This window comes from Streptomyces sp. NPDC051364 (assembly GCF_040682115.1).
Taxonomy (GTDB): Bacteria; Actinomycetota; Actinomycetes; order Streptomycetales; family Streptomycetaceae; genus Streptomyces.
Window position 1 is genome coordinate 132,546 of record NZ_JBFBAH010000005.1, and the last position, 20,994, is coordinate 153,539.

The window sequence follows — 20,994 nt, forward strand, 5'->3', positions numbered from 1 at the left end:
GTCGGAATCTAGGCCTCCTCGGCCAGCTCGAGCCAGCGCATCTCCAACTCGTCCCGGTCCGAGATGAGTTCGCGCAGCTCCGCGTCGAGCTTCGCGACCTTGTCGAAATCGGTGGCGTTCTCGGCGATCTGGGCGTGCAGATTCGTCTCGCGGTCCGCCATCTTGTTGAGCTGGCGCTCGATCTTCGCGAGTTCCTTCTTCGCCGCGCGCGAGTCGCCCGAGGCGCTCGACTTGGCGGCGGCGGCCGGGGCGGGCGCCGGGGCGGCCGCCTCGATCATCTTCTTCCGGCGCTCCAGGTACTCGTCGAGGCCGCGCGGCAGCATCCGCAGGCTGGCGTCGCCCAGCAGCGCCATCACCGTGTCGGTGGTGCGCTCGATGAAGAACCGGTCGTGGGAGATCACGATCATCGAACCCGGCCAGCCGTCGAGGAGGTCCTCGAGCTGGGTGAGGGTCTCGATGTCGAGGTCGTTGGTGGGCTCGTCGAGGAAGAGCACGTTGGGCTCGTCCATCAGCAGCCGCAGGATCTGCAGTCGGCGCCGCTCACCGCCGGAGAGGTCGCCGACGGGCGTCCACTGCTTCTCCTTGGTGAAACCGAACTGCTCGCACAGCTGACCGGCCGTCATCTCGCGGCCCTTGCCGAGGTCCACGCGGTCGCGTACGCGCTGCACCGCCTCCAGGACCCGCAAGGACGGGTCGAGTTCGCCGACCTCCTGGGAGAGGTACGCCAGCTTCACCGTCTTGCCGACGGTGACGCTGCCGGCGGCCGGCTGTACGTCGCCCTGGGTACGGGCCGCCTCCGCGAGCGCGCGCAGCAGGGAGGTCTTGCCGGCGCCGTTGACGCCGACGAGGCCGACGCGGTCGCCGGGGCCGAGGTGCCAGGTGAGGCCCTTGAGCAGGGTCTTCGGCCCGGCCTGGACGGTGACGTTCTCCAGGTCGAAGACGGTCTTGCCGAGGCGGGCGTTGGCGAACTTCATCAGCTCGGACTTGTCGCGCGGCGGCGGCACGTCCGCGATGAGCTCGTTCGCGGCCTCGATGCGGTAGCGCGGCTTGGAGGTCCGGGCGGGGGCGCCGCGGCGCAGCCAGGCCAGCTCCTTGCGCATCAGGTTCTGCCGCTTGGACTCCTCCGTGGCGGCGATGCGGTCGCGCTCGGCGCGGGCGAAGACGTAGTCGCTGTAGCCGCCCTCGTACTCGAACACGGAGCCGCGCTGCACGTCCCACATGCGGGTGCAGACCTGGTCGAGGAACCAGCGGTCGTGGGTGACGCAGACGAGCGCGGAGCGGCGTTCCTGGAGGTGCTTGGCCAGCCAGGAGATGCCCTCGACGTCGAGGTGGTTGGTGGGCTCGTCGAGGACGAGCAGGTCCTGGTCGGCGATGAGCAGCTTGGCGAGCGCGATGCGGCGGCGCTCACCGCCGGAGAGCGGGCCGATGACGGTGTCGAGGCCCTGGCCGAAGCCGGGGAGGTCGAGGCCGCCGAAGAGTCCGGTCAGCACGTCGCGGATCTTGGCGTTGCCGGCCCACTCGTGGTCGGCCATGTCCCGGATGATCTCGTGACGGATGGTCGCCGCGGGGTCGAGGGAGTCGTGCTGGGTGAGCACGCCCATGCGCAGGCCGCCGCTCTGGGTGACCCGGCCGGTGTCGGGCTCCTCGAGCTTGGCGAGCATGCGGATGAGGGTGGTCTTGCCGTCGCCGTTGCGGCCCACGACACCGATCCGGTCCCCCTCGGACACGCCGAGGGAGATGCCGTCGAGCAGGGCACGGGTTCCGTACACCTTGCCGACTGCCTCGACATTGACCAGATTGACGGCCATCAGGAGCGCTCCAGGTGGGGGTCCCCCCGGACGGGTCCCGGGGGAGGGTGTGGATCAGCCCCCCAGCCTAACGCTCCGGGCCGCTCCGGAACGTTCCACCAGGAGCCAGCCGCCCAGCGCCATGGCGATCGCGGCGGGCGCGGTGACCGGAAGGGCGATCAGGGTGGCGCTGTGGCCTTCGAGGAGGCCGCCGAGCCCGGTGGTGGACAGACCGAGGATGCCGAACAGGCACAGGGTGGTACCGAGGGCGGCGAGCGGCCCGCTGCCGGGCTCGGCAGCGGTGCGCACCGGGGCTTCGAACCTGCGGAAGAGGGCGACGAGTACGGCGGTCAGCCCGGCGGCGGCGAGCAGCCGCAGCGGCACCTGGGCCCACCAGGCGGCGGAGGCGGGTGCGGGGAGCGCGATGCCGAGCGCGAGCTGGGCCGCGTACACGGCGAGCATGGCGGTGAGGTGCCAGAGGAAGGCGGTCATGGCGATGCCGTTGGCGGCGACGACCGTGCGCCAGACGCGGGGGCGGGCGAGCCAGGCGGTGGCCGGGGCCGCGAGCAGCTGAACGGCGCCGACGAGCCACATCCCGTGCGCCAGCAGGGCGAGGGTGGGCGGGGCCATGTTGGAGACCTTCTCGCCGGGCATCCCGACCATGGACAGCGGGTACGGGCCGTACGCGACGAGCAGCACCGCGCCGGTGAGCCCGGCGGCGGCGAGCAGGCCGGGGCGGGTGATCCGGCCGTCGGCGCGCAGGAAGCCGAGCTGGTGCACGGCGAGCCAGACGAAGGCGAAGTTCAGGAACTCGACGTACGGGACGCCGAGCGCGAAGCGGAGCACGTCGACGGCGGCCGCGGACCCGGCGAGGAGGGCGAACGCCCCCCAGCCCCAGCGCTGGTGGAGCGTCAGCAGGGCCGGGGTGAAGGCGACCATGGCGAGGTAGATCCCGATGAACCACAGCGGCTGGGTGACCAGCCGCAGGGCGGCCCCGGTCAGCCGCCCGTCCCCGCCGCCGGCGAGCTGCACGGCCAGCGCCCCGGCGGTCCAGACGAGGACGAACACGAGGGTGGGGCGCAGCAGCCGCTGGAGCCGGGCCCGCAGGAAGGCGGCGTAGACGGGCCGCCCTTCGGCCTTCCTGGCGAGGGACCGGTACGACAGGGCGTGCGAGAACCCCCCGACGAAGAAGAACACCGGCATGATCTGCAGGCCCCAGGTGAGCGCCTGGAGCGCGGGGACGAGGGCGAGCAGGTTCCCTATGCCGTCGCTGCTGACGGCGGCCATCAGCCAGTGCCCGAAGAGCACGGTCCCGAGCGAGGCGACCCGCAGCAGGTCGACGTACCGGTCGCGGTCGGCGGGGGTGGCGTCGGCCATGGCCCGTGCGGTGGTGGCTGTCATGGAGCCACGGTCGCCGCCGCGGGCCGTCTCCCGACAGGGCGCGGGTACTCAACTCCGGTGTGAGTACCCGGCGCGGCACGGCAGCCGGCCCTGCGGGGTCAGGACGGCAGGACCGTGGCTCCGGGGGCCGGGCTGGACGCCACGCGCGTGGCCCGGCACGTACCGGACGCGGACAGAGCCGCCGCCACCTTCTCTGCGGACTCCGCGTCCCGGCACAGGAAGGCCGTCGTGGGCCCCGAGCCCGAGACCAGCGCGGCGAGCGCACCGCCGTCGGTGCCCGCCGCCAGCGTCCCGGCCAGCTGCGGGCGCAGCGAGAGCGCCGCGGGCTGGAGGTCGTTGGCCAGTGTGGCCGCCAGCGCGTCCGCGTCGCCCGAGGCGAGGGCCGCCAGGAGCGCCGGTGAGGCATCGGGCTCCGGGATCTCCGTACCCGCCGCGAGGCGGTCGAACTCGCGGAACACCGCCGGGGTGGACAGGCCGCCCTCGGCGACCGCGAACACCCAGTGGAAGGTGCCCGCCTCGACCGGGGTCAGCAGCTCACCGCGGCCGGTGCCGAGCGCGGCTCCGCCGACCAGGCTGAAGGGGACGTCGCTGCCGAGCTCCGCGCAGATGTCGAGGAGCTGCGCACGCGGGGTGTTCAGACCCCACAGGGTGTCGCAGGCCAGCAGGGCCGCCGCGCCGTCCGCGCTGCCGCCCGCCATGCCGCCCGCCACCGGGATGTTCTTCGCGATGTGGAGGTGGACGGCGGGTTCGATCCCGGCCCGGGCCGCGAGAATCTCGGCGGCGCGCGCCGCCAGGTTCGTCCGGTCCAGCGGGACCTGGTCGGCGTCGGGTCCGGTGCAGGTGACGGTCAGGACATCGGCCGGGGTGACCGTCACCTCGTCGTACAGCGACACGGCGAGGAAGACGTTGGCCAGGTCGTGGAAGCCGTCCGGCCTCGCCGCACCCACCGCCAGCTGGACGTTGACCTTCGCGGGGACCCGTACGGTCACACTCGTGGTCGCGGTCACAGCGCGGGCCTCTCCGCCGCGGGCTTGTGCTCGGCGATCGCCGCGAACTCCTCCACCGTCAGCGACTCGCCGCGCGCCTGCGGAGAGATCCCGGCGGCGACCAGCGCCGCCTCGGCGCCCGCCGCCGAGCCGGCCCAGCCGGCCAGCGCGGCACGCAGCGTCTTGCGGCGCTGTGCGAAGGCCGCGTCCACGACGGCGAAGACCTCGCCCTTCGTGGCGGTCGTCTTGATCGGCTCGGCCCGCCGCACCAGCGACACCAGGCCCGAGTCCACGTTCGGCGCCGGCCAGAAGACCTTGCGGCCGATGGACCCGGCGCGCTTGACGTGCGCGTACCAGTTCGCCTTGACGGAGGGCACCCCGTACACCTTGTTGCCCGGCTCGGCGGCCAGCCGGTCGGCGACCTCCGCCTGCACCATGACCAGCGTGCGCTCGATGGTCGGGAAGCGGTCCAGCATGGTCAGCAGCACCGGCACGGCCACGTTGTACGGCAGGTTCGCGACGAGCGCGGTCGGCGCCGGACCCGGCAGCTCCGTCACGAGCATCGCGTCGGAGTGCACGAGCGCGAAGCGGTCCTTGCGCTGCGGCATCCGCGCCTCGATGGTGGCGGGCAGCGCCGCGGCCAGGACGTCGTCGATCTCGACGGCGGTGACCCGGTCGGCGGCCTCCAGCAGCGCGAGCGTCAGCGACCCCAGCCCCGGCCCGACCTCGACGACCACGTCGTCGGGCCGCACCTCGGCGGTGCGCACGATCCGGCGCACCGTGTTGGCGTCGATGACGAAGTTCTGCCCCTTCTGCTTCGTCGGCCGTACGCCGAGTACGGCGGCCAGTTCCCGGATCTCTGCCGGTCCGAGAAGGGCGTCGGGGGGCGTGCTGGTCGAAGGCTCGGGCTGCTGCTCTGCGGTGCTCACCGGTAAAGCGTCTCAGATCGGCCTGGGTTTCCTGCATGCGCTCCTCGCGTTGCGAGATCGCCTGGGAAGTGACTCTGCACCGGCAGCGCCTCCCCGGTGACCGCGTCGACACCCCGAAACGCGCGAGCACAGGTGACGGCGATCTGCTGTACCTCCCCCGCACCCAGGCTCGTCTTGCGCCGCATCAGCCGCGGTAGAGCCGACGGCCGCAGTGGGGCCACGGAGTCGCGCCCCGTTGTACGTAGAGCTTCTTCGCCCGGTACGTCTGTTCCGAGCCCGGGGCGTCCTGCGGGCGTCCGGAGCCGCCGAGGCTCTGCCAGGTGCGCACGTCGAACTGGTACAGGCCCCCGTACGTGCCCGAGGCGTCGGTGGCTGCCGGGCGGCCGCCGGACTCGCACTGGGCCAGTGCCCCCCAGTCGAGTCCGTCCGCCCCGGAGACGGAGGTCGGCAGCGGCTTCGTGCCGACCTTGACCAGCTGGGTGACGGGCTCGCGGACGATCTCCTCGGCGACCTTGCGGGGCTTCTGCCGGACCCCGTTGACGGTGCGCAGTGCGTACGTGACCTGGCGTGCTCCGGGGCGGCCCGCCCGCTCGACGACCTCGGTGCCGGCGAACAGGCCGTCGTCCTCGGTCTTCTCGGTCTCGTACGGGATGCGCTCCTCGCGGACCTCGCGGGTGCCGGTGATGCGGAGCACCGTGACGGTCTGGCCGTCGCGCGGGAAGGAGTCGGGCGGGACGGAGGTGGTGTCCTGGCCCTGGAGGGTGATCCCGGCCTGGCCGAGCGCCTCCTGGACGGTGGCGGCGTTGGTGCGGATGGTGCTCTCGCGGCCGTCCGCCATGAACGTGACGCTGCGTTCGGTGCGGACGGCGAGGGCGAGGCCGGCGCGGGGCACGGGGGCGGTGCGCGGGGCGGAGAGGTAGGCGCCCTCGACGCGGATGCCGAACTGGCGCAGCGCGCCCTCGACGGTGCCGGCGGTGGTCCACACCTCGCGGCTCTGTCCGTCGAGGGTCAGGCGCACGGGGCGGCCGTAGCGGACGACGATCTCGTCGCCGTCGTCGAGGGCCTCGCCCCGGGCGGGGGCGACGAGGTCGTGGGGGCCGACGCCGACCCCTTCGGCGGCGAGGAGTTCGTCGACGTCGTCGGCGAAGGTGTGCAGCGTCCTGGGCTCCCCGTCCACGGTGAGTCGTACCGACTTGTCGGCGGCGACGAAGGCCGTGGTTCCGCCGGCCAGGAAGGCGACGACGAGCGCCTGGGGGACGATCCGCCGCCAGGCGTCCCGGCCCGCGGCCGTCTCGGCGGGGGCGGTACGGCGCCGCCGTCCGGTCCCGGCGGGGACGGAGTGGATGCCGGTGCCGGCGCCGAGGGCGGGGCCTTGTCCGGGGCCGGTGGCTGCGCCGGTGCCCGGGGGGCCGGGGTCCGGGCTGCGGCGGCGCCCGGTGCCGGGTCCGGCGGGCGCCGCGAGGTCCGCGCCCGCGGCGGGCGCGGCCCGGCGCCGCCCGGTCGGGACGGGCGGCGCGGCGGGTACGGGGCCGGCCTCGGCGCTCCTGCGGCGCCGGGCGGCCCGCCGGTCGCCGGTGCGCGGGGCGGGTACCACGGCCGGCTCCGGGTCCGGGGCGGCCTCGTTCCCGTACACCCCGGTGAAAGGACTCTCGCTCACGACGCTCGCTCCACTGGTCCGGCCCCATCGGTTCGGGCACGGCACCCTAGCGGACGTCCGTCACTCAACAAAGTCGAGCGGCTACCCAGCGTGTCGAGCGTCTCTGCGGGCTCGGTCCTCAGTAGTCGAAGGCGCGCGCCGTGTTCGCCGCCAGGGCGGTGGCCATCGCGTCCTCGTCGATCCCCCGTACCGCCGCCATCGCCCGTACGGTCAGCGGAATGAGGTACGGCGCATTGGGCCGTCCGCGGTACGGCGCCGGGGTGAGGTACGGGGCGTCGGTCTCGACGAGCACCAGCTCCGGCGGGGCCACGGCGAGGGCCTCGCGCAGCGGCCGGGCGTTCTTGAACGTCACGGTCCCGGCGAACGACATGTAGTACCCGGCGGCGGCGCATTCGCGCGCCATCTCGGCGTCCCCGGAGTAGCAGTGGAAGACGGTGCGCTCGGGTGCGCCCTCCTCGCGCAGGATGCGCAGGACGTCCGCGTGGGCCTCGCGGTCGTGGATGACCAGGGCCTTGCCCTGTCGCTTCGCGATCTCGATGTGCGCGCGGAAGGAACGCTCCTGCGCGGCCATGCCCTCGGGCCCGGTGCGGAAGTAGTCCAGCCCGGTCTCGCCGACGGCCTTCACGTGGGCGAGCTTCGCCAGCTCCTCGATCTCGGCCAGCGCCTCGTCGAGCGCGGCCTCGCCGCCCCCGGCCCGCGCGCCCTGCCGGGACCAGCCTCCCCCAGCCCCAGGGGGCTGGGAGGTGCCCCCAGGATCCCCGTGGACGATGCGGGGGGCTTCGTTCGGGTGAAGGGCCACGGCCGCGTGGACGTTCTCGTACGCGGCGGCGGTCTCGGCCGCCCAGCGGGAGCCCTTCACGTCGCAGCCCACCTGGACGACGGTGGTCACCCCGACCGAGGCGGCCTTGGCGAGGCCCTCCTCGACGGTGCCGCCCTGCATGTCCAGATGGGTGTGGGAGTCCGCGACCGCCACCCGCAGGGGTTCGGGCAGCGGCGGCGGGGTGTCCTTCGAGGCGTCCTTGGCGGCAGTGCTCATACGGCCGATCTTATGACCGGTCTCCTGACCGCGACCCGGCGCTCATGGCCGTGACCGGGCCCTTATGACCGGCGGAAGATCCTCATCAGGCGGGAGAGCCAGCCCCCGCGCTCCTCGGTGTCGTCCACCGGGACGGGCCCGGGGGCGTCGTGCAGCGGGGTCTTGCGCTGCTTCGGGGCCCGCGGGACGTTCGCGCCGGCCGGCACCGGGCCGGCGATCCCGGGCGAGATGCGGTGGTGGTAGAGCTTGTCGATCGTGCCGAGCACCGACGACACCTGGCCTTCCCGCATGATCCGCACCACGTGCCCGCCGCAGTTGTGGCAGGTCGGGTTCGACAGCGGGGAGGGCACCCGCTCGCCCTTGACCGTGTAGATGATGAAGGGCTGGCCACTGCCGTCGACGTGGTGCTCGATCTCGTAGCCCTGCTCCCAGGCGTACCCGCACTTCATGCACGCGAACGAGTAGGCCTCGTGCACGGTGTGCACACCGGGCCTCGGCAAGGAGGCGGGTGCTGTGGGGGCGGGTACGGGGGCGGGGACGGGTACCGAGGTGTCTGCGATCTCACTCATGCCAGCTCCTCTTGTTCCACTGGTGCCATTGCCAGTGGACGCCTCTTCAGGCGGGAGCGCATCAGGCCCTGTCTACTGTTGGACGGCCTTTGGGCGACTCATGTCCCAAAGCGCCCGGTGCGCGGTCTGAGCTTTGCTTTTCAGGTTAGCTCTTTACCGTCTTACAGCACCTTTTGAGCCGCATTCTTTGCCGCGACCACTGCGTCGAAGACCTCCCGCTTGGGTACTCCGGCCTCGGCAGCGACCGCCGCGATGGCTTCCTTGCGCCGCTCCCCGGCCTCCTCGCGCACCCGTACCCTGCGCACCAGCTCCTCGGCGTCCACGTCTCCGGGCCCGGCCGCCGGGGCGCCCTCCACGACGACGGTGATCTCCCCGCGCACGCCCTCCGCGGCCCAGGCCGCCAGCTCGCCGAGCCCGCCGCGCTTGACCTCCTCGTACGTCTTGGTCAGCTCGCGGCACACGGCGGCGCGCCGGTCGGCACCGAAGACCTCGGCCATCGCGGCGAGGGTGTCGTCGAGCCGGTGCGGGGCCTCGAAGTAGACGAGCGTGCGCCGCTCGCCCTCGACCTCGCGGAGCTTGCCGAGGCGTTCGCCCGCCTTGCGCGGCAGGAACCCCTCGAAGCAGAAGCGGTCCACCGGCAGCCCCGACAGGGCGAGCGCGGTGAGCACCGCGGACGGCCCGGGCACGGCGGTGACCTTGATGTCCTTCTCCACTGCGGCGGCGACCAGCCGGTAGCCGGGGTCGGAGACGGACGGCATGCCGGCGTCGGTCACGAGCAGCACCCGCTTGCCGTCCTCCAGCGCCTCGACCAGCTCCGGGGTGCGCGCCGACTCGTTGCCCTCGAAGTACGAGACGACGCGCCCGGTGGTGTGCACGCCGAGCCCCTGGGTCAGCCGGCGCAGCCGCCGGGTGTCCTCGGCGGCGACCACGTCGGCCCGCTCGAGCTCGGCCGCGAGCCGGGGCGGGGCGTCGGCGAGATCGCCGATCGGGGTGCCGGCGAGCACGAGCACGCCTGCGGTGGAGGAGGTCGAAGAGGAGGTTCCGGAGCCGGGGGGCTGGTCAGTCGTCACCGGTCCATCCTCTCAGCCGTCCCACCCGCACACGTCAGCCGTCCCACCCGGCACACGCTCCGAGGGTCCCCGGCGCTGGGGTTCGCACAGGTGCGTTCCCTACGATGACCCGGTGACCAGTACCGCGACGCCGCCGCCCAGCCCCGCGGGGGCTCCGCCCGCCCTTCCGGCGGGGCGCGAAGAACAGCCGTCCACCTGGCTGCGCCGCCTGCGCAGCTTCGGCTACGCGCCGCCCGCCGATGCGCGGCGGCGCCCGGACGTCCGCACCCGCCTGGTGCCCCCGTACGCCCGGCCCTCCGAGCAGTTGTGGACGGCGCTCGGGATCCCGCTCTCCGCGGTGGACGCCTGGCAGCGCGTGCTGGCGTGGGCGGGGCCGGTGCTGGTGGCGCTGGTGGCCGGGGTGCTGCGCTTCGCGCACCTGGGCAGCCCGAAGGCGGTGATATTCGACGAGACGTACTACGCGAAGGACGCCTGGGCCACGATCCGGCAGGGCTACGAGGCGAGTTGGCCCAAGGACATCGACAAGTCGATCCTCGCCAACCCCGACGGGGTCGCCCTCCCGCTGGACCCCGGCTACGTCGTGCACCCGCCGGTCGGCAAGTGGGTCATCGGGCTCGGCGAGTGGATGTTCGGCTTCACGCCGTTCGGCTGGCGGTTCATGACGGCCGTGCTCGGCACCCTGTCGGTGCTGATGCTGTGCCGGATCGGGCGCCGCCTGTTCCGCTCCACCTTCCTGGGCTGCCTGGCGGGCGCTCTGCTCGCGGTGGACGGCCTGCACCTGGTGATGAGCCGGACCGCGCTGCTCGACCTGGTGCTGATGTTCTTCGTGCTGGCCGCGTTCGGGGCGCTGCTCGTCGACCGGGACCGGACCCGGGCCAGACTCGCGGACGCGCTCCCTGTGGACGAGGAGGGGCGCACCCTCCCGGACGTCGCCGTCGCCGAGACGCTGCGCCTGGGCTGGCGCCCGTACCGGATCCTGGCGGGCGTGTGCCTGGGCCTGGCCTTCGGCACGAAGTGGAACGGCCTGATCGTGCTGGCCTTCTTCGGCGTGCTGACCGTCCTGTGGGACGCGGCCGCGCGCCGCACCGCGGGCGCGGGCGCCCCGTACGCGGCGATGCTGCGCCGCGACGCGCTGCCGGGCTTCCTCTCGACGGTGCCGGTGGCCATCGCGGTGTACCTGGCCTCGTGGACCGGCTGGATCCTGTCCCCCGACAACGGCAAGGGCGGCTACTTCCGCGACTGGGCCGCCAAGAACGACCAGGGCAGTTCGCTGTCGTTCCTGCCGGAGTGGCTGCGCAGCCTGTGGCATTACGAGACCGAGGTCTACAAGTTCCACGTCGGCCTGACCTCGGGTCACACGTACGAGTCGAACCCGTGGAGCTGGCTGGTCCTGGGCCGTCCCGTCTCCTACTTCTACGAGTCCCCCGACCCGGGTGCGGACGGCTGCCCGGCGACGGAGGCGGGCAAGTGTGCGCGCGAGGTGCTGGCCCTGGGCACGCCGATGCTGTGGTGGGCGGGCTGTTTCGCGCTGCTGTACGTGCTGTGGCGGTGGTTCTTCCGGCGCGACTGGCGGGCGGGCGCGATCGCGTGCGCGCTGGCTGCGGGCCTGCTGCCCTGGTTCAACTACCAGGAGCGGACCATCTTCTTCTTCTACGCGGTGGTCTTCGTCCCGTACCTGTGCCTGGCGGTCGCGATGATGATCGGCGCCCTGCTGGGCCCGTCGGGCTCGACGGAACGCAGACGCGCGCTGGGCGCGATCGCGGCGGGCGTGCTGGTCCTCCTCATCATCTGGAACTTCATCTATTTCTGGCCGATCTACACGGGCCAGACGCTCCCGATGGACTCATGGCGCGGTCGCATGTGGATGGACAGCTGGGTCTAAGCGGGTCTAAGCGCAATGCCGTTGACGTGGCATTGGGTCTAAGCGGCCTCGGGGAAGTGGGGCACGCCCGCCACAGCTCGCGGGCGTGGCGGGCAGTGCCCATGCTGGAAAGAGGACGCCCTCGGCTTCAGAACCGGTCGTCCAGTGGAGGCCGGGCCGGGGGCACCGGAGAGGTGGCGCGTCATGCGCATGCGACGACTGCTCGGCCTCGCTCTTGCCACGGCAACCCTTGCCGGCATGAGTGCCCTTGGTGCCGCGACGGCCCAGGCGGCGGCATCCCCGACCATCACGTCCGCAGAGTGCACGGATCAGGGCGGAACGGTCAGAAGCCAGCCCTACGCCGGATCCGTGTGCGTGCTCCCCGACGGAAGCACGGTGGCGATCAACTGACCGGCCGCGGCGTTCCGTTCTGGTAACAAGCTGTACGTGGTCCGCTCGCACAGCGTAAGGTCCGCAGCAGAGGTTCTTTGAACACGTTCAGAGAATACGGGGATCTGGGGAGGACGTACGTGAACGGGGCGGCGAAGGGTGCCATCGTCGGCGGGGTGTTCCTCGCGATGGTCGGCGGGGCCGGGTACGGGGTGTACGCGCTGGTCGGGGACAGCGGGGGCGACGGCAAGGACGGCGGCTCCGCCGTCCGGCCCGAGAAGGGCAGCGGGCCCGTCACCGACAAGGAGGCCGCACAGACCGCGAAGGCCTTCCTCGCCGCCTGGGCGGCCGGGGACGCGAGCGCGGCCGCGGAGCTGACGAACAACGTGCAGGCCGCGCAGACCGCCGTGGCCGACTACCGGGCGAAGGCCCACGTGTCCAAGGCCGTGATCACTCCGGGGACGCAGACGGGTACGACCATCCCGTTCAGCGTCGCCGCGGAGGTCACGTACGAGGGGGCCGGCAAGCCGCTCGCGTACGAGTCGAAGCTGACCGTCGTGCGCGGCGTGACCAGCGGGAAGCCGCTCGTCGACTGGCAGGCCTCGGTGATCCACCCGCAGCTGCAGAAGGACGAGAAGCTGCGCGCGGGCGCCCCCGCGGCCCCGCCGGTCAAGGCCGTGGACCGGAACGGCGAGGAGCTCAGTGCGGAGAAGTACCCCTCGCTGCGGCCGGTCCTCGACCAGCTGCGCCAGACGTACGGCGGCAAGGTGGGCGGCAAGTCCGGGGCCGAGCTGTGGATCGAGCCGGCCGCCCAGGACGCGCCGAAGCGGACCCTGCTGACGCTGGTGGAGGGCGAGCCGAGCACGCTGAAGACGTACCTGGACGCCAAGGTGCAGGCGGCGGCCGAGAAGGCCGTCGCCAAGTACCCGGAGTCCTCGGTGGTCGCCGTCCAGACGGGCAACGGGCACATCCTGGCCGTAGCCAACAACCGCAAGGACGGCTTCAACGCGGCGATGGAGGGGCGACGGGCGCCCGGCTCGACGATGAAGATCGTGACCGCCGCGATGCTGATCGACCGGGGCAAGGCGGCGGCCGACCAGCCCGCGGAATGCACCAAGGACGCCTTCTGGGGCGGCCGCACCTTCCACAACCTGAACAACTTCGAACTGCCGGGCGCGAACTTCGCGACCAGCTTCGCCAAGTCCTGCAACACCGCCTTCATCAAGCAGATCGACAACGTCGGCGACGACGCGGCGCTGGCGAAGGAAGCCCGGGAGGTCTTCGGCCTCGGGCTGGACAACTGGAAGACGGGCATCCGCTCGACCGACGGCCAGGTGCCGGAGGCGACGGGCGCGGAGGCGGCCGCCGAGTACATCGGGCAGGGCCGGATCACCATGAACCCGCTGAACGTCGCCTCGTTCACGGCCACCGCACGCAGCGGGGCCTTCCACCAGCCCGTGCTCGTCTCGCCGGAGCTCGACGGGCGGCAGATCGCGCAGGCGGGTCGGCAGATGAAGCCGTCGGTGCAGCAGCAGCTGGTGCGGATGATGAAGCTGACGGCTAGCAGCGGCACGGCCCAGGAGACGATGAGCTCGGTGGGCGGCTCCGACAAGGGAGCCAAGACCGGCTCGGCGGAGGTCGACGGCGCGGGCAGCCCGGACAGCTGGTTCACGGGCTTCAGCGGGGACGTGGCCGCGGCCGCGATGGTCGAGGCCGGCGGCCACGGCAGCGACGCTGCCGGCCCGATCGTGGCGACGGTCCTGAACGCCTCCTGACGCGTGCGACACCGTTGCGGGGGCGGCGCTCCCGGAGGGTCAGAGTGCGGACTGGACGGCTCTGACCAGGGACTGGGCCCGGGGGTCGGCGGTGACCGACTTGGCGTGGGCGTTCGTCACGTAGCCGAACCCGATCCCCGCCTCCGGATCCGCGAAGCCCAGTGAGCCGCCCCGCCCCGGGTGGCCGAACGACGCCGGGGACATCAGCGGCGAGGCCGGGCTGTGCAGCATGTGGCCCGGGCCGAAGCGCGTGTTGACCACCAGGACCCGGTCCGGCCCGGACGAGAGCTCCGTACCCGCCAGCCGGGCCGTCTCCGGGGTGAACAGCCGCGTGCCGTCCTCCGTGTCGCCCAGCAGGGCCGCGTACAGGCCGGCCAGTCCACGTGCCGTGCCGATGCCCGCCGACGCCGGGAGTTCGGCCGCCCGGAACGCCGGGTCGTTCTCGTCGGGCGGCGGCGTGATGGCCGCGAACGCCCGCCGGGTCAGGGAGGACGGGTCGGCGTACGCCTCCGAAACGTTTCTCCGGGGGCGCGTCCGAAGACCCCCCGCCGTCTGCGGCGGGTCCACCGGGCCCACCCGGCCGACGCGCCCCGTCTCCGCCTCCGGCAGGCCGATCCAGAACTCCAGCCCCCGCGGGCCCGTGACCTCCTGCGCCAGCCACTGGCCGATCGAGGCCCCGGTCACCCGCAGCACCAGCTCCGAGAGCAGCCAGCTGTACGTCTGAGCGTGGTAGCCGTGCGCGGAGCCCGGCTCCCAGAAGGCCTGCTGCTCGGCGACCGCACGCGCCCCGGAGAGCCCGTCCTCCGCTTCGGCCGGGGTCAGCGGAACGGCCAGCGCCGGCACCCCGGCCCGGTGCGCGAGCAGGTCCCGGACCAGTGCCCGCTCCTTGCCGCCCGCCTTGAACTCCGGCCAGTACGCCGCCACGGGCGCATCGAGGTCCAGCAGCCCGCGCTGGTGCAGCAGCAGCGGTACGACGGCGGCCACGCCCTTGGTGGCCGAACGCACCACCTGCGCGGTCCCGGCCCCCCACGCCTCGCCGCCGCCGTCGCCGCCCGCGGCGCCGCCGTCACCGCCGTCGACGTCCCTCGGGCCCGCCCACAGGTCCACGACCTTCCGGCCGTCCCGGTACACGGCCACCGCCGCGCCCCGGTCCCCGAGCACCTCGAAATTGCGTACGAAGGCGTCCCGGACGGCCTCGAAGCCCTCCGCCACCTCACCCTGGATGTTCACGAGCGGTCCAACAATCACCTGGTCGGACTTATGCCACCGACACCGAGCGCGGGTCGAAGCCGAACGGGAGCTCCAGCCGGTGGGCCCGCATCAGCTCCTCGTCGCACAGCAGGTCCTGCGTACGCCCGTCGGCCGCGATGACGCCCTCGCTGAGGATCACCGCGCGCGGGCAGAGCTCCAGCGCGTACGGCAGGTCGTGGGTCACCATCAGCACCGTCACGTCCAGCGAGCGCAGGATGTCCGCGAGCTCGCGCCGCGACGCCGGGTCCAGGTTGGACGAGGGCTCGTCCAGGACCAGGATCTCCGGCCGCATGGCCAGTACGGTCGCCACCGCGACCCGGCGGCGCTGCCCGAAGGACAGGTGGTGCGGCGGCCGGTCCGCGAAGGCCTCCATGCCGACCTGCTCGAGCGCCTCGCGGACCCGCGTCTCCAGTTCCGCACCCCGCATCCCGGCGGCCGCCGGCCCGAAGGCCACGTCCTCGCGCACGGTCGGCATGAACAGCTGGTCGTCCGGGTCCTGGAAGACGATGCCGACCCGGCGCCGGATCTCGGCGAAGTTCCGCTTCTCGACCGGCAGCCCGGCCACCGCCACCGTGCCGACCCCGCCGCCGAGGATGCCGTTGAGGTGCAGCACCAGCGTGGTCTTGCCGGCGCCGTTCGGGCCGAGCAGGGCCACCCGCTCGCCCTGTCCGACGGTCAGGTCCACCCCGAAGAGGGCCTGGTGCCCGTCCGGGTAGGCGTACGCGAGGCCGGAGACCTCCAGGGAAGGCGCATCGGTCACAGCAGCCACAGGAGTCACAGGAGTCACAGGAGTCACAGGATCCATCCCATCAGACAGACGGCGAGCGCGGCCGCCGGGAGTACGGCCGCGTACGCCCACTGGGCGCGGGTGGCCACGACTTCGTCGATCACCGGCATCGAGCCGGCGTAGCCTCGGCTGACCATCGCGAGGTGGACCCGCTCGCCGCGTTCGTAGGAGCGGATGAACAGGGCTCCGGCGGTCTTGGCCAGCACCCCCCAGTGCCGGATGCCGCGGGCCTCGAACCCGCGCGAGCGCCGGGCGATCGACATCCGCCGCAGCTCGCCGGTGATCACGTCGCCGTACCGGATCATGAAGGAGGCGATCTGCACCAGCAGCGGCGGCAGCTTCAGCTGCTGGAGCCCGAGCAGGAGCGCCCGCAGTTCGGTGGTCGAGGCGAGGAGGACGGATGCGGCCACCCCGAGCGTGCCCTTGGCCAGCACGTTCCAGGCGCCCCACAGGCCGGAGACGCTGAGCGACATGCCGAGCATCTCGACCCGCTCGCCCTGCGCCACGAACGGCATGAGCACGGCGAAGGCAACGAACGGGATCTCGATCAGCAGCCGCCGCAGCAGGAAGCCGGCCGGGATCCGGGCCGCGGCCGCGACCGCCGCGATCAGGACCGCGTACAGCCCGAAGGCCCACACCGTCTCGCGCGGGGTGGACACGACGACCACGACGAAGGCGAAGGCCGCGGCCAGCTTGCAGTGCGGCGGCAGCGCGTGGACCGGCGAGTGCCCGTGCCGGTAGAGCTTGTGGGCGTGGCCTGCGCCCATCTCAGACCGCCGAGGTCGAGGCGGCCCCGGCGGCCGTCAGGTCCTCCGCGCGGCGGCGGCGCACGGTCCAGAAGATCCCGGTGCCGACGGCGACGGTCGCGGCCACGCCGATGACACCGGCGAGGCCGCCGGAGAGGCGGGCGTCGTCGACGTCCTTGACGCTGTAGTCGGCGAGCGGCGAGTCGGCGGCGGCGTGCTCCTTCACGTTCTGGTCGATGCCCTTGTCGGCGGCGACCTTCTCGAGGCCGTCGGGGCTGGCGGACGCGTAGAAGGAGACGAAGCCGGCCAGTACGAGGGCGGTGACCAGGCCGGTGATCCACACGGGCTTCGTCGACCGGGCGGCCGCGGCCGCGGGCACCGCAGCCGGAGCCGGAGCGTCGACGAGCTCGCCGCCGACGCGCAGCTTCAGCGGCACGGCCAGCCCGCGCGCGCCGTGCACCAGGTCCGGCCGTACGGCCAGTACGGCGCCCACGGTCGCGGCGGTGATGACGGCCTCGCCGATGCCGATCAGCACGTGCACGCCGACCATGGCGGTGAACACCTTGCCGAGCGGGACGTCGGTGCTCCCGCCGAGGGCGTAGAGGAGGGTGAACATGACGGCCGCGCCGGGCACCGACAGCAGTGCTCCGGCGAAGGCGGCGACGGTGACCGAGCGGCGGGTGTCCGGCAGGAGCTTCAGCAGCCCGCGGAAGACCGCGTAGGCGACGACCACGGTCACGACGCCCATGGTCATGACGTTGACGCCGAGGGCCGTCAGCCCGCCGTCGGCGAACAGGACGCCCTGCATGAGCAGCACCACGGACACGCACAGCACACCCGTGTAGGGGCCGACGAGGATCGCGGCGAGCGCCCCGCCCAGCAGGTGTCCGCTGGTGCCGGCGGCGACCGGGAAGTTCAGCATCTGGACGGCGAAGATGAACGCGGCGACGAGCCCGGCGAGCGGCGCCGCCCGCTCTCCCCCAGAGCCTTCGGCCTGGGAGGTACCCCCAAGCTCTCGGCGGGCGCCGCAGAGGCTGACGGCCACCGCGCCTGCGGCGGCGACACCTGCGGCGATGGAGACGGGGGCGTCGATGAAGCCGTCGGGCACATGCATGGGGCTGCTCCGCTTCCTGCGGTCTTTGAGCTGGCAAAGTCTTTAACCGCTCAAGAATAGTGCCCAATTGCAAACCCTTGGCAAGAGCGTCCGCATCACAAAAACGGCCGCGCAGATTCGTGGGAATGTGCGAGGCTGGGGGCAATACGGACTCATATGTTCCGATTAGAGGAGTCTTGTCGTGTCAGCCACCGCCGAGAATCCCCCCACGGCCTCGGCCGCCACCGCCGTCGCCACAGCCGTCGTCGTCGCCGCCGCCGTCGAGGAGCGCGTCACCGCCCGCGTGATCACCGACGACCCGCTCTACCGGAAGATCCCGGTCGCCCTGCGCTTCGCCCCCGCCGAGCCGCTCGCCGTACGGATCGTCTTCCCCGCCGGACTCTCCCCCGAGGGCACCGACAACGAGTGGGTCTTCCCCCGGGCCCTCCTCGAGGCGGGCCTCCAGGCCCCGACCGGCACCGGCGACGTACGCGTCTGGCCCTGCGGCCGTGTCCAGGCGGTCGTCGAGTTCCACTCCCCGGAGGGTGTCGCGGTGATCCAGTTCGACATCGCCGCACTGCGCCGCTTCCTGCGCCGTACGAACACCCCCGTCACCCGGCAGGCGTAACGCGACGAGACGAAACGGGCCCGGCCCCGCACCTGGTGATCAGGTGCGGGGCCGGGCCGACGTGTACTGCGGGGCGGGTCAGGCGTTGACCAGCTCGCGGTCCTTGTCCGGACCCTCCGCCTCCGGGGAGCCGTCCGCACCCTCGAGGTGCTTGCGCAGGCTCTCGCCCTCCACGTCGACGTTCGGCAGCAGCCGGTCCAGCCAGCCCGGCAGCCACCAGGCCTTGTGGCCGAGCAGTGCGAGCACCGCCGGGACGATCGCCATACGGACGACGAAGGCGTCGAAGAGGACGGCGATGGCCAGACCGAAGCCGATCATCTTGATCATCTGCTCGCTGGCGCCGATGAAGCCCGAGAACACCGCGATCATGATGACGGCGGCCGCCACGACCACCCGCGCGCTGTACTGGAAGCCGGTCACCACGGCCTGGCCCGGGCGCTCGCCGTGGACGTACGCCTCACGCATCCGGGTGACGAGGAAGACCTCGTAGTCCATGGCCAGGCCGAACACGACGCCCACCATGAAGATCGGCATCATGCTCATGATCGGGCCGGTCTGCTCCACCCCGAAGACCGAGCCGAGCCAGCCCCACTGGAAGACCGCGACGACCGCGCCGAGGGCGGCGACCACCGAGAGCAGGAAGCCGAGGGCCGCCTTGAGCGGGACCAGGACCGAGCGGAACACCAGCATCAGCAGCAGGAAGGCGAGGCCGACCACGAGCGCCAGGTAGGGCAGCAGCGCGTCGTTCATCTTCTGCGAGAAGTCGATGTTCATCGCGGTGGCGCCGGTGACCATGACGTCGCCCCCGCTGCCGTCGCGGATCGTGTGGACCAGGTTCTCGGTCTCCACGGAGGACGGGCGGTCCTTCGGGATGACGCTGATCATCGAGGCGTCGCCGGCCTCGTTGGGCATCGGCGGCATGACCGCGGCCACGCCCTCCAGGCCCTTGATCCGGGCCTCGGTCTCGTCGGCGAGCTTCTTGTCGCCGTCGACGACCACCATCAGCGGGCCGTTGAAGCCCGGGCCGAAGCCGTCCGACAGCAGGTCGTACGCCTTGCGCTGGGTGGTGGAGACCGGCTGGGCGCCGTCGTCCGGCAGGCCCATCTCCAGCTTGCTCGCCGGGATGGCGATGATCCCGAGGCCGATCACGGCGACGAGCAGCACCATGACCGGGCGGCGCAGGACGAAGCGGGCCCAGCGGGTGCCGCCGTTGGCCTTGGGCTCGGCTCCGGCGGGCTTGCCCTTGCCGAACAGCCTGCTCTTCTTGCCCGCCGGCAGGACCTTCTTGCCCGCGAAGCCCAGGATGGCCGGGACCAGCGTCAGGGCGACGAGGACGGCGATGACCACGGTGCCCGCGGCCGCGAAGCCCATCTTGGTCAGCATCGGGATGTTGACGACGGCCAGGCCCACGAGGGCGATGACCACGGTGAGACCGGCGAAGACGACGGCGGAGCCGGCGGTTCCGGCGGCCCGGCCCGCGGCCTCGTCCCGCTCCCGGCCCTCGGCGAGCTCCACGCGGTAGCGGGAGACGATGAAGAGCGCGTAGTCGATGCCGACCGCGAGGCCGATCATCATCGCGAGGGTGGAGGTGGTGGAGCCGAGGTCCAGCACGTTGGCGAGCGCGGTGATGGAGGAGACGCCGATGCCCACGCCGATCAGCGCGGTCAGCAGCGGCAGCCCGGCCGCGATCAGCGAGCCGAAGGTGATGACCAGCACGATCGCCGCGATCGCGATGCCGACGATCTCGCCGGAGCCCGTCTCGGGGGCCGTCATCAGGGCGTCGCCGCCGATCTCGACGGTGAGCCCGGCGCTCTGGGCCGCGGTGCCGGAGTCCTTGAGCGCGTCGCGCGTGTCGTCCTTCAGCTCCATGCCGCTGACGGTGTACTTGACGCTGACGTACGCGGTGGAGCCGTCCTGGCTCACCGCCTGGGCCTGGTACGGGTCGGTGACCGAGGCGACCTCGGCCTTGCCCGGGCCGTCCTTCAGACCGGAGACGATCTTCTCGACCTCGGTCTTGTACTTCGGGTCGTTGACCGAGGCGCCCGCGGGCGCCTTGACGACGATACGGGCGGTGGCGCCGTCGGCGGCCATGCCCGGGAACTTCTCGTCCAGCACGTCGAAGGCCTTCTGGGCCTCCGTGCCGGGTATGGAGAACGATCCGGAGGTGGGTGCGGACGCCGTCGCCGCGCCGAAGCCGGCGGCGAACAGCAGTGCCACCCAGACGAGGGCGACGAGGCCGCGGCGCCGGAAGGCGCCCCTGCCGAGTCGGTAGAGGAAGGTAGCCACGGAGGCGGTTCTCCCGTTCAGGTCGTGGGATGGATCCGGGATGGATCAGGGCGTGGAAAGCCGGCCCGACGACGAGAGCGGCGTGTCAGGAGCAGCAGGAAGGAGTGCGGGCGGACTCAGACGCCGAGGGCGGGGAAGACCACGGAGTCGATGAAGTCGGCGAGGAACGCCTGGTCCACCGATCGGTCCTCCATCAGCGGCAACGCGATGAAGGCGCCGATCAGCATGTGCGGCACGAAACGGATTGCGGGGCAGTCCGGGGCGACCTCGCCCCGGTCCACGGCCCGCCGCAGGATCTCGTCGAGGCCGGAGATCTCCGGCTCCATGAGCAGCCTGCGCAACGCCTGGTGGAGTTCGGGACTCGTGTGGACGGCGTGGGCGAGCCCCCGCAGGAGCGCGGTGTCCTTCGCCATCTGCGCGTTGTCGGAGTGCTCGACCATGCGGTGGAAGTCGCCGCGCAGCGTGCCCGTGTCGATCTCCCGGAGGGAGGTCGGCTGGGTGCAGCGCAGCGCCCTGGCGACCAGTTCGGGCTTGCTCCCCCACTGGCGGTAGAGGGTGGCCTTGCTGGACTTCGTACGGGCGGCGACCGCATCCATGGTCAGCGCCTCGTAGCCGACCTCGCGGAGGAGGTCGAGGACCGCCTCGTGGAGTTCGGCTTCCCGCTCGGGGGTGATCCGGCTGCGCCGCGACGGGACTTCTTCGGACATCTCCGGCACCTCCCTTCCGAACGAAACTGTTTCGT

Annotated in this window: 18 protein-coding genes; 4 read left to right on the forward strand and 14 right to left on the reverse strand. The window is 72.4% G+C overall.

The window, feature by feature from the left end; translation table 11 throughout:
* Positions 1-8: 8 nt before the first annotated feature.
* The 8 genes from AB0M76_RS12640 to rsmI form a co-directional block, all read right to left on the reverse strand.
* A complete protein-coding gene (locus AB0M76_RS12640; RefSeq protein WP_365952872.1) occupies positions 9-1,808 on the reverse strand; it encodes an ABC-F family ATP-binding cassette domain-containing protein in 1,800 nt (599 codons plus the stop codon).
* Between the two features lie 54 nt (positions 1,809-1,862).
* Positions 1,863-3,188, reverse strand: coding sequence for an acyltransferase (locus tag AB0M76_RS12645; protein WP_365952873.1), 1,326 nt, complete (start codon positions 3,186-3,188; stop codon positions 1,863-1,865).
* Positions 3,189-3,286: 98 nt separating this feature from the next.
* Positions 3,287-4,195 (reverse strand): 4-(cytidine 5'-diphospho)-2-C-methyl-D-erythritol kinase, encoded by a 909-nt coding sequence (locus tag AB0M76_RS12650; RefSeq protein WP_365952874.1) that lies wholly within the window; start codon positions 4,193-4,195, stop codon positions 3,287-3,289.
* Complete coding sequence (gene rsmA, locus AB0M76_RS12655; RefSeq protein ID WP_365952876.1) at positions 4,192-5,103, reverse strand: 16S rRNA (adenine(1518)-N(6)/adenine(1519)-N(6))-dimethyltransferase RsmA; 912 nt, start codon at positions 5,101-5,103, stop codon at positions 4,192-4,194. Before rsmA ends, AB0M76_RS12650 begins: the two co-directional genes overlap by 4 nt.
* 184 nt (positions 5,104-5,287) lie before the next feature.
* Positions 5,288-6,760 (reverse strand): ubiquitin-like domain-containing protein, encoded by a 1,473-nt coding sequence (locus AB0M76_RS12660; RefSeq protein WP_365952877.1) that lies wholly within the window; start codon positions 6,758-6,760, stop codon positions 5,288-5,290.
* Positions 6,761-6,878: 118 nt separating this feature from the next.
* Positions 6,879-7,796: a TatD family hydrolase gene (locus AB0M76_RS12665; protein WP_365952878.1), complete on the reverse strand. Its 918-nt coding sequence runs from the start codon at positions 7,794-7,796 to the stop codon at positions 6,879-6,881.
* 62 nt (positions 7,797-7,858) lie between these two features.
* The gene (locus AB0M76_RS12670) at positions 7,859-8,245 is read right to left on the reverse strand and encodes a hypothetical protein (RefSeq protein WP_365953182.1); all 387 of its coding nucleotides are present in this window, start codon (positions 8,243-8,245) and stop codon (positions 7,859-7,861) included.
* A gap of 281 nt (positions 8,246-8,526) precedes the next feature.
* On the reverse strand, positions 8,527-9,375 hold the full coding sequence (gene rsmI / locus AB0M76_RS12675; protein ID WP_365953183.1) for a 16S rRNA (cytidine(1402)-2'-O)-methyltransferase: 849 nt from the start codon (positions 9,373-9,375) through the stop codon (positions 8,527-8,529).
* Positions 9,376-9,634: 259 nt separating this feature from the next.
* Here rsmI and AB0M76_RS12680 point away from each other — a divergent pair, with 259 nt between their 5' ends.
* From AB0M76_RS12680 to AB0M76_RS12690, 3 genes are all read left to right on the forward strand, one after another.
* On the forward strand, positions 9,635-11,317 hold the full coding sequence (locus AB0M76_RS12680) for a phospholipid carrier-dependent glycosyltransferase (protein ID WP_365953184.1): 1,683 nt from the start codon (positions 9,635-9,637) through the stop codon (positions 11,315-11,317).
* Between the two features lie 237 nt (positions 11,318-11,554).
* Positions 11,555-11,707 (forward strand): hypothetical protein, encoded by a 153-nt coding sequence (locus AB0M76_RS12685; RefSeq protein ID WP_365952879.1) that lies wholly within the window; start codon positions 11,555-11,557, stop codon positions 11,705-11,707.
* A 119-nt stretch (positions 11,708-11,826) separates the two neighbouring features.
* A complete protein-coding gene (locus AB0M76_RS12690) occupies positions 11,827-13,461 on the forward strand; it encodes a penicillin-binding transpeptidase domain-containing protein (RefSeq protein WP_365952880.1) in 1,635 nt (544 codons plus the stop codon).
* Positions 13,462-13,500: 39 nt separating this feature from the next.
* Here AB0M76_RS12690 and AB0M76_RS12695 read toward each other — a convergent pair whose 3' ends face one another.
* From AB0M76_RS12695 to AB0M76_RS12710, 4 genes are read right to left on the reverse strand one after another with little or no spacing between them, the layout of a single operon-like run.
* Complete coding sequence (locus AB0M76_RS12695) at positions 13,501-14,691, reverse strand: serine hydrolase domain-containing protein (protein ID WP_365952881.1); 1,191 nt, start codon at positions 14,689-14,691, stop codon at positions 13,501-13,503.
* 28 nt (positions 14,692-14,719) lie between these two features.
* Positions 14,720-15,517, reverse strand: a complete 798-nt coding sequence (locus tag AB0M76_RS12700) for an ABC transporter ATP-binding protein (protein ID WP_365952882.1) — start codon at positions 15,515-15,517, stop codon at positions 14,720-14,722.
* Positions 15,505-16,266: a cobalt ECF transporter T component CbiQ gene (gene cbiQ / locus AB0M76_RS12705; protein WP_365952883.1), complete on the reverse strand. Its 762-nt coding sequence runs from the start codon at positions 16,264-16,266 to the stop codon at positions 15,505-15,507. The genes AB0M76_RS12700 and cbiQ overlap by 13 nt, the downstream gene beginning before the upstream one ends.
* Before the next feature lies 1 nt (position 16,267).
* Positions 16,268-17,359, reverse strand: a complete 1,092-nt coding sequence (locus AB0M76_RS12710; protein ID WP_365952884.1) for an energy-coupling factor ABC transporter permease — start codon at positions 17,357-17,359, stop codon at positions 16,268-16,270.
* Positions 17,360-17,540: 181 nt separating this feature from the next.
* On the opposite strand from AB0M76_RS12710, the gene AB0M76_RS12715 reads away from it, so the two are divergent.
* A complete protein-coding gene (locus AB0M76_RS12715; RefSeq protein ID WP_365952885.1) occupies positions 17,541-17,966 on the forward strand; it encodes an SsgA family sporulation/cell division regulator in 426 nt (141 codons plus the stop codon).
* A gap of 78 nt (positions 17,967-18,044) precedes the next feature.
* On the opposite strand, the gene AB0M76_RS12720 is transcribed toward AB0M76_RS12715, so the two are convergent.
* Both AB0M76_RS12720 and AB0M76_RS12725 read right to left on the reverse strand, forming a co-directional pair.
* Positions 18,045-20,252 (reverse strand): MMPL family transporter, encoded by a 2,208-nt coding sequence (locus AB0M76_RS12720; protein ID WP_365952886.1) that lies wholly within the window; start codon positions 20,250-20,252, stop codon positions 18,045-18,047.
* 116 nt (positions 20,253-20,368) lie between these two features.
* On the reverse strand, positions 20,369-20,959 hold the full coding sequence (locus AB0M76_RS12725) for a TetR/AcrR family transcriptional regulator (protein ID WP_365952887.1): 591 nt from the start codon (positions 20,957-20,959) through the stop codon (positions 20,369-20,371).
* Positions 20,960-20,994 lie beyond the last annotated feature (35 nt).